The organism is Paenibacillus hamazuiensis, from assembly GCF_023276405.1.
Taxonomy (GTDB): domain Bacteria; phylum Bacillota; class Bacilli; order Paenibacillales; family NBRC-103111; genus Paenibacillus_AF; species Paenibacillus_AF hamazuiensis.
Genome location: NZ_JALRMO010000001.1, coordinates 2762229 through 2777476 on the forward strand (window position 1 = coordinate 2762229; position 15248 = coordinate 2777476).

At 54.6% G+C, this 15248-nt stretch carries 12 protein-coding genes; 2 read left to right on the top strand and 10 right to left on the bottom strand.

Annotated elements, in window-relative coordinates:
* Positions 1–241 precede the first annotated feature (241 nt).
* The 5 genes from MYS68_RS12120 to MYS68_RS12140 all read right to left on the bottom strand — a co-directional run bounded on the left by MYS68_RS12120 (position 242) and on the right by MYS68_RS12140 (position 6108).
* Entirely contained in the window at positions 242–2041 is a 1800-nt protein-coding gene (locus MYS68_RS12120; RefSeq protein ID WP_248926083.1) for a sigma-54-dependent Fis family transcriptional regulator, read from the bottom strand.
* Between the two features lie 201 nt (positions 2042–2242).
* Positions 2243–2962, bottom strand: coding sequence for a YebC/PmpR family DNA-binding transcriptional regulator (locus tag MYS68_RS12125; RefSeq protein WP_248926084.1), 720 nt, complete (start codon positions 2960–2962; stop codon positions 2243–2245).
* A gap of 121 nt (positions 2963–3083) precedes the next feature.
* Positions 3084–3383: a DUF2277 domain-containing protein gene (locus MYS68_RS12130; protein ID WP_248926085.1), complete on the bottom strand. Its 300-nt coding sequence runs from the start codon at positions 3381–3383 to the stop codon at positions 3084–3086.
* 85 nt (positions 3384–3468) lie between these two features.
* Positions 3469–4125, bottom strand: a complete 657-nt coding sequence (locus MYS68_RS12135) for an ABC transporter ATP-binding protein (RefSeq protein ID WP_248926086.1) — start codon at positions 4123–4125, stop codon at positions 3469–3471.
* Between the two features lie 21 nt (positions 4126–4146).
* On the bottom strand, positions 4147–6108 hold the full coding sequence (locus tag MYS68_RS12140) for an ABC transporter permease (protein WP_248926087.1): 1962 nt from the start codon (positions 6106–6108) through the stop codon (positions 4147–4149).
* A 274-nt stretch (positions 6109–6382) separates the two neighbouring features.
* Between MYS68_RS12140 and MYS68_RS12145 the strand changes: the two genes are divergently transcribed.
* Positions 6383–6976, top strand: coding sequence for a sterol desaturase family protein (locus MYS68_RS12145; RefSeq protein WP_248926088.1), 594 nt, complete (start codon positions 6383–6385; stop codon positions 6974–6976).
* A gap of 103 nt (positions 6977–7079) precedes the next feature.
* On the top strand, positions 7080–8000 hold the full coding sequence (locus MYS68_RS12150; protein WP_248926089.1) for a DMT family transporter: 921 nt from the start codon (positions 7080–7082) through the stop codon (positions 7998–8000).
* A 74-nt stretch (positions 8001–8074) separates the two neighbouring features.
* On the opposite strand, the gene MYS68_RS12155 is transcribed toward MYS68_RS12150, so the two are convergent.
* Genes MYS68_RS12155 through MYS68_RS12175 form a run of 5 tightly spaced genes read right to left on the bottom strand, consistent with a single transcriptional unit; the run spans position 8075 to position 15236 of the window.
* Entirely contained in the window at positions 8075–10243 is a 2169-nt protein-coding gene (locus MYS68_RS12155) for a hypothetical protein (RefSeq protein WP_248926090.1), read from the bottom strand.
* Positions 10244–10269: 26 nt separating this feature from the next.
* Positions 10270–11697 (bottom strand): ABC transporter substrate-binding protein, encoded by a 1428-nt coding sequence (locus MYS68_RS12160; protein WP_248926091.1) that lies wholly within the window; start codon positions 11695–11697, stop codon positions 10270–10272.
* Positions 11678–13129, bottom strand: coding sequence for an ABC transporter permease (locus MYS68_RS12165; protein ID WP_248926092.1), 1452 nt, complete (start codon positions 13127–13129; stop codon positions 11678–11680). The genes MYS68_RS12160 and MYS68_RS12165 overlap by 20 nt, the downstream gene beginning before the upstream one ends.
* Before the next feature lie 13 nt (positions 13130–13142).
* Positions 13143–14288 (bottom strand): efflux RND transporter periplasmic adaptor subunit, encoded by a 1146-nt coding sequence (locus MYS68_RS12170; protein ID WP_248926093.1) that lies wholly within the window; start codon positions 14286–14288, stop codon positions 13143–13145.
* 39 nt (positions 14289–14327) lie between these two features.
* Complete coding sequence (locus MYS68_RS12175) at positions 14328–15236, bottom strand: carbohydrate ABC transporter permease (RefSeq protein ID WP_248926094.1); 909 nt, start codon at positions 15234–15236, stop codon at positions 14328–14330.
* Positions 15237–15248: the final 12 nt, after the last annotated feature.

Sequence of the window (15248 nt, forward strand, 5' to 3'; positions counted from 1 at the left end):
TATTACGCTCCGAACCATAGGTTCCTTTTAACCACGCAAGACATTCAAATCCTTGCTATCATTATTATATTTATTACGGTCGTTTTAACAACACTTTTCTTGAACTATTATACATATAATAATTTATTGTTGTTATTTGCAACAGTTTATTCCGTAAAAAAAGTCCTACGGCCGGAAACTCCCCTCTGACCTTAGGACGCAAGACTTCGCGTTTCACTTTTTTTCAGAACCTTGCCGCTGCCTACGTTTGCTCTTTTAAGATTCTCCACAAGGTGGAGCGATTCAGACCAAGCCGTTTCGCCGCTCTCGACTGGTTCATGTTTTCTTCCTGCAGCACGATTTGAATAATATCCTTCTGTATTTCCTGAAACGTTTGGTTCAAATTGATCGTTTTCCCGACGCCCGCCTGCTGCTGCTCCGCTTTTTGCCTTTGCAGCAAAGCAAACGTCTCTTCGTCGATATATTCGCCGGTGCACGATTTTACAAGCTCCTTCACGGTATCCTTGAGCTCGATCAAATTACCTTTCCACGGCTGCTCATAAAACACTTCAAGAACGGCGGACCGGATGCCGACAACTTGTTTGCCGTATTTCTCGTTGTTTTCAGCGATAAAAATGCGCACCAGCTCCTCCAGCTCCTGCAAATTTTCGCGCAACGGCTTCATGCCGACCGTAATTTTACACATCAAATCATACAAATCCGCATCGAGCTGCCCTTCCTCCAGCAATCGGCCGGGCTGCTTCTCGAATGACGCAATCAGATGCGCTTCCGATTTTCGGAATATTTCCGCCAGCCTCCGCTGCAGTTTCGGTGAGAACCGCTCCAGCCCGCGAATATAACATAGGGCTTGCCGCGGAAGATCTTCCATCAGCAGCTTCAAATGCTCGAATGCTTCTTCCGAACCGCGCACCACAGACACTTCAAGCAAACGCTCGCTTTCAACTCCTAATCTGTCGGAAATGGCGCCGGCCAAAATCCGCTTGCCGGTCCCTTGTTCGCCATAGACGGTTAACGGTTTGTGTTCGCCGACATGATCCCATGCCGCGGCAATCGCTTCTTTAAAATCGGGCAGCGATTGGATAAGAGGTGGAAAGCTGCCGAGAAAACCTGCCAGATTTTGAATCTTTATATCGAATTCACCCTCCGGAACAGGGTGAACGTAAAGATGATACAGCTGCTCCTCCTGGTATTGCGGCTGAGGAACAATCACTACTTTATGTTTGTAGGTGCTGTCCAAAAACTCAAAAGAAGCTTCGGCTTCTCTTTTTTTCGATGCTTTTTGCAGCAAACTTGCCGCCTTGGGATATTTTTCGCTGAAGGCGCGGCTTGCCGGTAGACCGTTTCCGCTTAGTTTAAGCTGACTCGAGAAGCTTGCATTGCAAAGCTTCAGTTCACCGTTTCGGTCAACAACCGCCGCTCCCGTGTCCATCCCGTTCAACAAACCTTGCAAAAGCTTGTTCTCAGCTTGATAATGTTTGATCGAATAACACATGTTTTGGGCATGCTCGAAAGCTTCAAGCACCGATTCCCGTCCTGAAGTGACCAAAACGCCCTGCAATCCCATCTCTTTGGCGAGACGTACCGTATTGGAGCCTCCTACGATGACAAGCGCTCCGCTTTTCTTTGCATCTTCCAACGCACCGACCACTTCATCCTGCTCATGGATGATCGTGTGCGGGAAATGTACCTCGAGCAGCTTGGACACGGAAATGACACCCGATATAATATTCGGAAAGCCGATCATATGAATTTTCGTCTTATATTCTTTAAGCAGCGTGATAAGCCGCAAAATATCGTAACCCGACACCTTGATGTCGACAACGGGCAGCGAGCAGTGTTCGCGAATCAGCTTGGCTGTGCCTCCGCGGCTTATAATCACATCATATCCTTCCTCTTCGTACTTCCTCAAGCTTTCCAACGACAGTTCAAATAAATCGCCCTGAACCACCGTTACGTGAAAATGTTCCAATTGCTCGGCCAAAGATGAGGCTAATTCCGCCAACCCTCTATACGGCGCTATCACAAGAGCCTTAAGTTTCATTCGTATCCTCCCGGTATAAGGAGCTCAGTTATGCAAATTCATACAGCGAATTTGCGGCAAGCAATATTACTATATCTTTTCCAAGTTTAAAGTGTCAATTTTATGCGGCAAATTGCAACACATCATCAGATAGATAAATCAATCATATTAAAAAGAAAAACGGCCGATCAGGCATAACACCTGTTTGGCCGCTTCTGTCGTTTATTCTTCGAACTCTACGTTATGGTATACTTGCTGAACGTCTTCCAAATCTTCCAGCGCATCGATCAATTTTTCAAATTGTCCCTGCGAGTCTTCCGGAAGCGTCACGTAATTTTGCGCCAGCATCGTCACTTCCGCCACGGTAAATTCCGTAATGCCGGCTTTCTTCAAAGCCTCCTGCACCGCATGGAACTGATCGGGTGCGGCATAAACGATAACGGCTTCGTCTTCCTCCAAAATGTCGCGAACGTCGACGTCGGCTTCCAGCAATATTTCCATGACCTCGTCCACCGACTTGCCGGTTAGCCCGATCACCGCCGTCTCGTCGAACATATATGCTACCGATCCGCTCACGCCCATGCTTCCGCCGTTTTTGCTGAACGCGGCACGCACGGCGGAAGCCGTACGGTTCACGTTGTTGGTGAGCGCATCGACGATGACCATCGATCCGTTCGGCCCGAAGCCTTCGTAACGGAGCTCTGAGTATGTTTCATCGGAGCTTCCTTTCGCTTTTTCAATTGCCCGGTCGATGATCGCTTTCGGTACATTGTACGTTTTTGCCCGCTCCAGCACGAATTTCAACGACTGGTTCGACTCCGGATCAGGCTCGCCTTTCTTGGCCGCCACGTAAATCTCAATTCCAAACTTGGCGTATACTCGGCTTGTGTTGGCATCCTTCGATGCTTTCTTTTCTTTAATATTGTTCCACTTACGTCCCATACTGTTTCCGCTCTCTTTCGCTATTGAATCTGACTCCGCAATAACCTTTGTCTATTATATCTCGTTAAGGGCGCTTGAACAAGTTCAGGCTGCGCGTTCGAACCGTACGCAGCCTGGCGATTCACTGCGGGTTTTTCGCATCCGATGCGTTCTTGACTCCGAATCGCTTTACGTTTCTGGCACGCGCCCGCTCGATTTCGACCTCGCGGTTGCGGGGCTCGGCATTTGTGACGAGCGAATCCAGCAGCCCGCGGGCAACGGCGGCAATGTCTTGGACGGCCCGGTTAAACGCCTCCTCGTTCGCTTTCGAAGGCACGGTGAAGCCGGTCAGCTTCCTTACGAACTGCAGCGAAGCTGCCTGAACCTCATCGTCGGTTGCCGGAGGGTCAAAGTTAAACAACGTTTTAATATTTCGGCACATAGCAATCTCCTTCGGATTTTATTTATTCCTTAGCAGGTTATCCATTTATGGAGTTACAGTAACCTTTTGCCGGTCGCGCAAAGTTTCAGGCGCATTGACGACAACCTGTGTTCCGTACGACATGCTCGTTGACAATTTCGCCGTCCGCGACGATAATCGTCCGCTTAACCTGATGCGCCAAATCGTTGTCGTGCGTCACCATCACAACCGTTTTCCCGCGGTCTACCGGATCGCGAAACAAGGAGAATACGGATTCGGCCGTTCGCGAATCGAGACTTCCCGTCGGCTCGTCGGCGACGATAATCGGAGGATCGTTCGCGAGCGCCCGGGCGATCGCAACGCGCTGCTGCTGTCCGCCCGATACCGCGGACGGCATCTTGTGAGCGTGATCGGCCATCTGCACCTGGCGAAGCAGCTCGAACGCCCGTTCCTTGCGTTCCTTCGGTGTATAAGTGCGGCAAAAATCCATCGGCAGCATCACATTTTCCAGCAGGGAAAGCGTCGGCAGCAGCTGGAAAAACTGAAAGATAACGCCGATATTCATGCCGCGCCAAGGCGCAAGTTGTTTGGGGTGCAGCGTATGCAGGTCCGTGCCGGCGACGCGCACCTCTCCCGACGTTGGCCGGTCGATCCCGGTAATCATATTGAGCAGCGTCGATTTTCCGCTTCCGGATTTGCCGATAATGGCGACAAATTCTCCGGTGCGGATGGTCAGGTCGATTCCTTTTAAGACGGTGTACACGCCGCTTTCGCTTTGAAACGATTATACCACTTGCTTCAGCTTGCTCTCTACGGCAGCTTGGGCTGCTTGGTCGTGCCGCTGTGTGATCACTTGCACGAGAGATGCTTGCGAATCGTCATCCAGCACTCTGCGCATCCCTTCTTTTGTAATATAGCAAACCGGCTCGCCGACCATTTTTTGCGAAAATCCTTTAATGCGCCACAGCTTGGTTTTGTCGCCGATCTTAAGGGCGATGGTGTCGCCGACGTTCAGTCCGGGATGTTTTCTCAGCAAGTAGGAATCGAACACAAGCGTATCGTCTTCGCCGGGAGCCAGCCACTCCCCCTGCAGCATTTGCGGATGTATCATCCCGGAATCGGCCGGCAGCGCTTCTACGGTCAGCTCGGAGCTTTCGCTCCCATCCGCAAAAACGCGGTAGGCGCGGAGAAGTCCCCACTGCTCGGTCCGGACAACGCCGGGAACGCTTAAGGCGATTTCGCTGAGCTCATGTTGATCCTGCGGCGCTGCCGTGGCTACCCGAATGTCGTATTCGGTATACCGCAGCGACTGGTCGAGTGCCTTTAGCAGCGAAGCCTGGACGCTAAAGACGGAAATGACAATCGCTCCGCCCAGTCCGAGCGAAGCCAACGTCAGAAGCAACCGGCCTTTTTTGCGGAACGTATTTCTTAACGAGAGCAACAGAGGACGAGGCAGTCCCCGGATGCCTTCCACCATTCGGTCCATCCGGGAACGGGCGGCCATCCCCGACGGTATCCCGCTTATCGCTTCGCGGACGCTGATTCGCGTCCCTTTCACAACGGGAATGTAAGCGGACAGAAGCGGCAGCCCCAGTCCGATAACGACCTGCACCGCAACTATATAATAAGATATATCGTACCCTTCGCTTGTAAAATTGAGCAGCCAGGTAGATTGATTCGTTAGCCCCTTGGACCCGATCATGCCGACCGGCAGCCCGACCGAAAGCGCGAGTACGCCGAACAGACAAGCTTGCGTCAAATACATGCGCACCAAACTGCCAGGCTCAGCTCCAAGCACCTGCATCACCCCGATCTGCCTGAGCTGGCTGCCGAGTATGGCGAGCATCGTGTTGACGACGAGAAAACTTGCGGCAATCAATGCCAGAGCGCCCAGCGACTGAAGTATGGAGGTCATCGAATTCACGATATCCGACGCCCAATGCTTGCCCGCCTCCGGGATCCAGGTCGATTTCACTTCAATCGAATGATCCTTCAGCAGCTCTCTGGATGCGGCGGCCACCGCTTCGAGCTGCTTCATATCGGTGCCCTCGCCTTGAACCCGGATCGTAATTAGATTGTAATCGGAAGGCAAATCCAGCTTTTCCAGCGTATCCATCGTGATAAATCCGGAACCGACCTTGGAAACCGTTACCGCTTCTTTGCCTGAATTCCAAACCGTTCCGTCCACGCGAAGCCGGTGTAGCTCGCTGTCCGGCGTTTCTATCCAGACGTTATCATGCACGCTTGCCTGCAAATTTTCGGCCGTAAGCCACTCTATCAATATCCTCCCGTCTCCGGGAGGCCAACCTCCCCCCTCCAGTTCGGGTGAGATCCGGTCAATCCGTTTACCTTTAAAATCCGGCAGCGCATAAAGATCAAAATTTTGCCACGCGCTTGCCGCAGGAGCATCGTCCCCATTTTTCGATACGCTCAGCCTGACTCGGTAATAAGCTGACGCTTCCGCACCGCTGACGTCCGGAAGCTCAAGAAGCCGGTCAAGAATGTCCTTGTCGTGAAAAAGAGCCGTAGACAGCGTAATTTGCGCGGGCTGCGCCGAACGCAAGGTGTCCGACATCGCCCGGTTCAAAACGACGGCCGCTTGGCCTACGGCGCCAATGCCCGCCACGCCAACCGCAATCGTAAGCACGACCAGCAGCGAGCGTCCTTTGCTTACGAGCAAATCCCGGAACACTTTAGTCCATCTGGGGGAAAACAGACCGCTCCCCTTGCGGTTTACATTTGCCATGGCGACAATCCTCTTCGTATGTCGAATCTATTCTCTTTTTGGGCAACCGCCTCGCACCATAGTTCTCTAAGTAGTATATTATGAAATGAGAATTCATCCAAGAATATTTTGTCGTTTTGCCGTGTACAGTTTACTGAGGCGGGAAGCTGGTCGAATGGCTTGTCGCAAGGGCCGAATCGTTGTTAACGGGCGGCGGTAAATGGTATAATTTATATAAAACAAGGTCGCTATCTCTTTCTTTACTCATTCTTGTACAGACAAGGAGAGAAGACTTATGACGAAATATGTCAAGGAGTTCATGAGCCAGCGTCTTATCTTGTTTTTGTGCGCCGTTGTTATGGTCAGCGGCTGCGGAGCTGCTGTCACATACAGCGGTGCCCGCGCTGCCGCTGCCGTTTGCGCGGGTGCTCTTTTCTTCATTATCGTCGAATACGTCGTCCACCGTTATATTCTTCACGAGTTCCCGCGTATTGCGCCGTTTGCCTACAAAGGGCATGTGGCCCACCACCAAGCTCCCAGCGATATCAAATATTTGTTCGGCCCCGTCTCCATCGACATGGTCTCTTACGTTATCGTATTGCTGGCAACGTGGCTTTTGACCGGATATAACTGGAATATGACCTGGTCCGTCCTGTTCGGCGCATCGGGGTTCCAGCTCTATTATCAATGGAAGCATTACGTATCCCACCGCCCTATCACGCCGCTCACGCCGTGGGGCAAATGGCTTAAGAAAAAACATCTGCTGCATCATCATAAAGATGAAACCACGTGGTACGGCGTATCCAACCCCGTTTTGGACATCGTCATGGGAACGAACCGGCCCAAAGAAACCAAACCCCGGGGATCCGATAAAAATATGACCTTGTAGGCCGAGTTTTAGCAGCTTCGATGCCTAAAATAACTCTGGCATGCCGCGCTTCAATAGTATATGATCTTTATTATTGCTATTTCGCGGAGGTCGGAGACGGAGCATGAAAAACAAAGGGGTTATTATGGTTCTAAGCGCCGCCGTATGCTGGGGGTTGTCGGGAATCGCGGCGCAGATCGTTTTCCAGCATTTTGCAGCATCTCCCGGTCTGCTCGTATCCCTCCGCTTGCTGTCCGCCGGCATTCTGATGGTCCTGCTGCAAACCGTCGTTCAAGGGGCGCAGAGCGCATTTTCCATTTGGTCTCACAAAAAGGACAGACTGACGCTGCTTGTATTCGGAATCGCCGGCATGCTGGGCGTTCAATATACGTTTTTTGCGGCGATACACTATGGAAACGCGGCCACGGCCACATTAATTCAATATTTGGGGCCTGTGTTCATCATCCTTTTCGTTTCTTTGCGTTTGAAAAAAATGCCGAGGGGCGCAGAGCTCGCGGCATTTGCGATTGCACTGGCCGGCATGTTCTTCATGACGACCGGCGGTTCGTTACATTCGTTAAAAATAACGGCAAATGCTTTCGTTTGGGGAATTTTATCGGCGGTAGCCGCCGCGTTTTATACATTATACCCGGCAAAGCTGCTGAAGACGTGGGGAGCGGTGCCCGTTGTCGGCTGGAGCATGATCATCGGAGGTGCCGGACTGAGCTTCGTCTACCCTCCCTGGTCGTTTGATTGGAGCCAAGGCTCATTTCAACTGCCCGGTCTGCTCATGTTTATCGTGCTTATCGGCACGATCGTTCCGTTCTATTTGTTCCTCGACAGCCTCAGGCTCGTGCCGCCGGCCCGTGCCAGCATCTTAAGCAGCGCCGAGCCATTAACGGCCGTTCTCGTGGGAACCGTTTTTTTACATACGCCGCTGGATCTTGTGCAGCTTTTGGGCGGCGTTGGCATCATTGTCGCCGTCATTTTGCTGTCGCGCCAACCAACGCGTCAAGATACCGTCAGCAGCAAGCGGGCGGCTTGATGGAGATTATGCGCCAAAAATAACCTCCGACCGGGACGGATCGGAGGTTTTTGCGTTGATGCAGGCCATTCATTTTAATCGGAGTAACCGAACCACTCGTTCGTCTGCTCCGCGAGCAGCTTACGGTAACCTTGAAACTCGTCATACAGGCGAATCGTGTACGTTTTTAAAAAATTGGCTTTATACATGAGGTCCGTATCTTCGACGGTGATGCGGAAGTCGCTGTGCTTGCCCAATCGGAGCCCGGTCATCGTTTCCGCTTTGGGCGGCGTCGCCGGATCGATTTCGGCAAAATCGTACGAACGTTCGAACCCTTTGTTGCCGTTATCGTCCTCAAAGGCGACGACGAGACGGTGCCCTTCCATATTGGCTTGCAGCAAAGGATTTTTATCGATATGGTAATCGAATATGAGCGTCAATGTTTTTTGGTTGATGCTTGTTCCGATGCGGGTCAAGTCGATCGTGTACGGTGCGAGCGCAACCTCGGCCAGCTTCTTTGGCACCTCATATTCGCTCTTCGGAAGCTCCAGCCAGCCCGCATGCGCGTATGCGTCGGCCGTTTCCCCGGCGCGGGTCCAGCCGGCGCCGGTGAGCGCCTGGCCGAGCAGCAGACGGGCTCCGCCTGAGGCGAAGCCTTTCGGCACGTACGCCCACGCCGTCAACAGCGCTTTGGAGCGCGGGGCGATGCTGCCGCCGGCATCAATAACCGCTGCCGGATATAACGTACCGTCAACGGCTTCAATGGAAGCAATCCATTGGGGCAGCGCGACAAAACGGTTTTCCTTGTTTTCAATCTCAAGCTGCAGGGCGACGATGGAAGCTGACAAGCTGTCATACATATCGGCTTTTTTCACCGTGACGGATGACGCATACCCGGGTTCGTTCAGCTCAAGCGGGCTGCCCAGCGGAATTTGCGGAATCGCAGCGAAAGCGGCGGCGAATTCGGCCACTTCCCTCGTTTGCTTGTCGTCATCGGTTTGCCCGATAACGAGGACCGCCCGATCCAGTGTCGAATAATAAGGCAGCTTGGCGTAAGCTACAACCCCGACCTTTTCTCCCGGCGAAAGACCGATCGCTTCCGAAAGCGCCGTTTTCCCCTCCAGCGTTACGCCGCCGCCTAGCCGGTAATAAGCCGAAAGCTGCGGCAGCCTGGACATCGTTTCTCCCCGGTTCGTCAGCGTCAGTTCGGCAACGATCAGATCGCTCTTCTCCGACGGCATGCGTCTGACATGATTCAGCTTCAACCCGAACGTGCCCTCTTCCGTTTGAAAAAAAGTTTCGCCGCCCGTTCCATCGGCGGAGAAGGACGGGATTGCCGCTTCCGGCAGCGCGAAAGCGGAGATCGGCGCCTTCAGCTGGCTGTCCTTGAACGTTTGGAAAACGACAAGCTTCCAGTTACCGTCCCGGGCATCGTTCGGAGTGCTGCCTGCGAGCCGGACAACCCGCTTCTCCCGGCTCGGCACGGATAAAGCCGCAAAATCTTTCGCGGCAAGAGGAACCACGGCACCGTCCCCCTTGTTTTGCAGGGCAAATACAAGCATCGTGCCGTCGAACGCCGCCAAGTCGCTGTTTGCAAGCTCCACATCGACGGTAAACGTGGAAAGCCGCTCAGCCAATCCGCTTACCCTGGCAACCGATATTTCGCCGGTAACCCCATTCACCGTCAAGGAGCGGGGGATGCCGGCCGGCGTCGTATTCTCGTAGTCCGCCGGTATAGGGAGACGCCCCGTCAGTCGTTCGAACGTTTCTGCACTGAAATCCCAACGAACTGCTTCGATGCTGAGTTCCTCCGTCGGAACGCTGCCGATTTTCGCATAATACTTGATCGACTTGACGGTACGCCCGTCGATTGAGGTCACCTGCTTTTCGGTAGGCAGCAAACGTGCGGTAAACTCCGCTCCCGAGTTGTCTGTCAGCCGGATCCAATAGTCCGAAAGCGCGAACGTTTCCGGGGACGCATTACGAAGCGTCATCGTAAAGACCGCCGTCCGTTCGGCCGGATCGGCACCTGACATGACGAACAGATCGGAAAATTCGCCGACAACTCCGTCCGCAAAAACAATTTCGCCAACGGAACGCGGTGTGTACAATGCCGCCGCAGGCACAGCCGCAGCTGCCGGCGGCGGCACAACCTCTTGTGCGGCGGCTTCACCCGCAGCCTGCGCCGGCATTGTGCCAAGCAGCAGGCCGGATGCGAGCAGCGCGGCAAGCGCGCCGCAGCGGAGCGGTTTTTCCCAGCTCATGATGAATCCCTCTTTTATGAAGTAGTTTACTCCTGCAAATACGTGCCGACCTTGTTTTGAATCGACTTCGCCGTATCTTCCGCCGAACGCTGTCCGGCAAAATAAGCGGACGTCTCATCCCGCACGATTTCCGTCACCTTAGGGTCGGATTCGGCATACCGTTTGACTGAAGTGAGCGTCTGCCCAAAACGTGCGATGTCTTCCGGCGAGGCAGGCTTCGGCACGATCTCTTTTCCGTTTATCATCATCTTCATGCCCGGCTGTGTGCCGAACGTTTTTAAACTTTCCAGCCTCGCTTTGGAAGCATTTTTATTCACGGCGAACCCGCCGAGCTCCCTTTGTTTTTGCATGTTTTCGGAGAGCAGAAAGGCTAGGAAATCCCAGGCTGCCTTCTTGTTTTTCGATTTTTCGTAAATGCCCAGCATAACGCCGGAGCCAAACGACAGCGAGGCGTCGCCGCTTTGACTCGGAAGGTTGTACATCGCTGTTTTATCGCCGAAATTGGCCTGCGGCAGCATGATCATTTCCTCATAACCCGATATATTCGGGACACTCGCAAACATCGACGAGCCGGGAGCCATTTCGCTTGCGGGAATCATCTTCTCATCGTACATCGCCTTCGCCAGCTTAAGAAGGCCGATAAACTCCGGCGAGTTGAAATTGGCCTTCTTGCCGGGGACATCGACGAACTTTTCAAAGCTGCTGTTTACCATAATTTTCATGAGCAACGCAGGTTCGATCCGGTTCAATGGAGAAACGTCCGGAATACCGTCTTTGTTGTTGTCCTTCGAAAGCTTTTTCGCCAGGCTGACGAAATCGTTCCATGTCCATGTCGAATCGTTGATCGGCTCGCTGCCGATCGCATCCTGATTGCCGAGCAGCTTGTTAATTGAGAAGTTGACCGGCAGCGCGTACAGCTTGCCGTTAAATTTCACGCCCTCAAAAATGTTTTCGTAATACGCTTTGGTGTCGAACGATTTGTCATTTTTCATCAGTTCGCCGATGTCGGCGAGCAGCCCTTTTTCCGCGTATTTTTTGTACGGCAAATAGGAAGTGAAGATCAAGTCGGATGCTTTGCCTCCGAGCAGTTCGGCACTTACGGTCGTGACATATTTTTCGATGTTTTTCGGGTCTTCCTCCGCGGACCGCACCATCATGTTGCCGGGCTGCTTCGGTGTCGCGTAATACTCTTTGATGGAGATCGTCACACCCGGGTGCTTCTCCATATACGCCTGTTTGGCCTGCTCAAGAAAACGGCTTGAGGTCGGCACTGAAATCGTGATCGTTATCGGATCGTTGCCCGCCACCGTGCCGCCTTTTTCTCCCCCGCCGCCGGCGCTTCCGGCCGGTGCAGAACCTGCGCCGCAAGCGGCAAGCGGCAGCACGGAGGCCACCGCCAGCACGGACGCCAAAACGGTCGCCGGGCGATTTTTTTCATTGCCAATAGGTTTCATCTTGCATCTTCCCTTCCCATTCGTATTGAATACAATCGATATATAGCAAAGCAAGCAGCGCCAGCCCTTCCCGCCAATCGAACAGCGGGACAGCTCCGCAGGCCCATATCGCGGCTGCGGCCGCAGCATAGCCGAGCAATAAGCTCGCATGCAGCTCCGGATAAAGAGTGTCCGGTAGAGCCGAAGGCTCCGCCGCATGAGCAGCGAGGCCGCTCGGCGATCCGCTCGCAATGCGTTGCGCCGTTTTGCGGATGCGCCGGCCGAGCCGGTATGCGGGCCAGCCGAGCAGAAGTGCGGCTCCGCCGCATAGTGTGACGAGCTCGAAGATTCGCGCCAGCCGCCACTCGTTCATCGACGCGGCATAGCCGATTTTTTTCGTCTGCCCGTACCAGCTTTCCTCGATCCTTTCCGCGAAAAAGCCGATATCGATCCATTGTTCCGGGATCCATTCCGGCGGAATATAAGGCCGGAAGCCGACAAGGCGCCATACGGCGGCGTTAAGCGCAATCAATGCGGCAAGACCTGTGCCGAGCCGGACCGCCTTCCGCCACCTGACGCGAAGCTCGGCCTGCCAGTCCATGCCGGCTCGCACCGCCTGCAGCAAACCGACCAGCCGCCCTGTCAGCCGGATACCAAGCCGCATGCTCGCTGCGCCGGACACAAGCGCTGCGGCGAGCAGACATAAGGCGGGGACTTGCCCGACAAGCTCGCGTTTCTCCGCATAGTTCGTCACACCGAACAGCGACTTGTTTTTATCGAGTGCGGTTAACAGATTCCCCGCCTCGGTCTTGCCGCGTATGGGTGCATCGTCCGCCGCTTCCCATTCCACCGTGCCGATGCCCGCGCCGCTGTCCAAATCCAGCAGCGAGGTTGCCGGCACATAGACGTCCGGTACACCGTTGTCAGCCATTTTCTGCACCAGCGTCTCCCGCTCGCGGTAAATTCCCGCGACGGTGAACGTCTCCCCGTGGATGCGAATGGTCTTGCCGACGATTCGCTGCGAGCCGAACAGTTTCTCGGCCGTATTTTCACTGATGACGGCTATGCGGCTGCGGCCAAGGACCGCTTGTTCGGTGATCGGACTGCCCGACGTGACCCACAGTGCGGCAAATTCGCCGTACTGGCCGCCTACGCCGATCACGTCCGCCTGCGTGGACGTTTTTTCGGTTTCCAGCGTATCCAGCGTACGTGCGCTGTACGCCACCTTGCGCGGGGCGAGCCGCCGCTGCAGCTCCCGAATGTCGTCCTCCGTGATCTTGCCCTGCCCGTCCGAATAGCCGGGTGAGTAAACGGTTATGCCGATCTTGTTCCAGCCGGCCGGCCCGGATGCATCCAGCTCCTCGCGGACCAATGCCGCCGCAAGCGACAACCCGCAAACGATGATCACAATTCCAAGCGCCAGAGGCAAGCGATAGTTCCGCATTCGACGCATGCCGCCCCCCTCCTCACTCGGCAGTTTCCGCAATGACGCGGCTGCCTTCGTCGATCGGCTTGCTTGCCGACACGATGACGCGGTCCGTCGGACGAAGCCCGGACTGTACGGCCGTATTCGTATCGTCGGACGAGCCGGTCTGGATCTCGGCCTTCTCGGCGTAATATTCCGTGCCGAGCGGGCCTTTGCGCTCCTTCAGCACGAGCACGTAATAACCCCCGCCGTCGCTTTGCCGTATCGCTTCGCTCGGAACGAGAAACGCGCCGCCCGGTTCCTTTTTCGTGATGGAGAGCTCCCCGGTTTCCCCTCCGATCAGCCGATCGTCGTACATCGTCACCACGATTTCCTTCTTCTCCAGGGCCGCCGGCCCGGCCGATTCGGGATAGCGGATTTCCGTGATCGTTCCTTTCAACCGGGCGTTTTGCCATGAGGGGACGATCACTTCCGCCGCCTCTCCTACGCTCGCATATTTCGCTTTGCTCTCGGCAACCGGCACCGTCATCGAGAAGCCTTTGCTGCGGTCCTTGATGCGAACCGCTGCCTTCCCTGCAGGAATGATGCCGCCGGCCTGGGCGTTAACCTCGGCAACGATGCCGCTGGCCGGTGCCTTCAGCACGCTTTGCGTATCCAGCTGCCTGCGCAGCTGGGCGATTTTTCGCTCCAGCATCTGCAGCTCCAGCTTGGCGCTTTCGATTTGCCGGGCGGCGTCCTTAACCTCTTTGTCATCCCCTTTCATCCGGGCATCGATATAAGCATCTTGGGTTTTCTTGAGATTTAACTCTTTCTGCCGGTGCTGATCCTGCAGGTCGCGGATGGAGTCGGCCGCCGTATCCGTCTTGAACGAAACGAGCGGCTGTCCCGCCTCCACTTTGTCGCCGGCTTTTACAAATACTTCGTTCACAAACCAGCTGACCTCGGAAAAAACATCTGCAGTTTCGGCCGCTTCGATCCGCGCGCTGCCCGTAATGACATGCTCGAGCATGCCGGGCTTCGGCCGTTCGGCGGAAACGGTCGGCAGCGAGAACGTCAGGATCGTATTGGAAAATAACGTAAGCAGCAGCAATCCGCCGGTAGCAAGCGCCATCCACCTGCGGGCCGCTTTTTTTCGCGCTGCATTGTCCGCAGCAGGCACAGCTTCATGCGCTGCCGTCGTTTGCATGTCAGGTTCCTCCTCTCCAGGTTGCATCGCCAAAACGGCTTACCCTTTAATGCCGGAAAGCTGAATGCCTTCCACCAAATCGTTTTCCGCATGCAGCATGAGCAGCACCATCGGCAGCATGTACAGCGAAGCGGCGGCAAACGCGATTCCCCGTTCCTCTTCGTTGATCGACGACATAAACACGGACAGCGGCTGTTTCAAGGCATCCTGCAGAAATACAAGCGGCTGCTCGACCATGTTCCAGTTATCGACGAACGTCAGAATCAAAAGCGCCGCCATCCCGGATCGGCACATCGGCAGCACGATGCCGGCATAAATCCGCAGGTGCCCGGCCCCGTCAACCCGCGCGGCTTCAATGTAGCTGTACGGGATATACACCATAAACTGCCTGAGCAAAAACACGCCGAATGCGCCGAAAATGCCGGGCAGCACGATCGAGGCGTGCGTGTTCAGCAGGCCGAGCTTGTCGGCTACGATAAAGCTCGGCACAAGCGTCACCTGAAACGGCATCAGCATCGTCACGATGTACACGAAAAACAGCCCTTCCTTCAGCGGGAAGCGGAGAAACGAAAAAGCGTATGCCGCAAGCGAGGCGACAACCGCCTGCCCGGCCACGATCGGCAGAGTCAGCAGGACGGAGTTCCAAAACATGAACAAAAACATCGGCTTGTTCACAAGCGCCTCGTAATATTGGCTTAAGCTGACTCTCTCCGGGATCGGCTTCAGCGATACATACCGCTCCGACGCCTCCTTGTCCGCCTGCTGCGCCGTATCCGACAGAGGCTCGTAAAGCAGCTCAATTTCTCCCTTCGTCATAAACGAATTGGTCAAAGTGACCGCCAGCGGAAACAGCAGGACGGCCGCCAGAAAAACGAGCCAGGCGGTAAGCGCCGCCTTCCGCAGCACAGGAAGCGTCGTGCGGATTTTTTTGCGAATGTGCCGCATCATATGGCTTCCCTC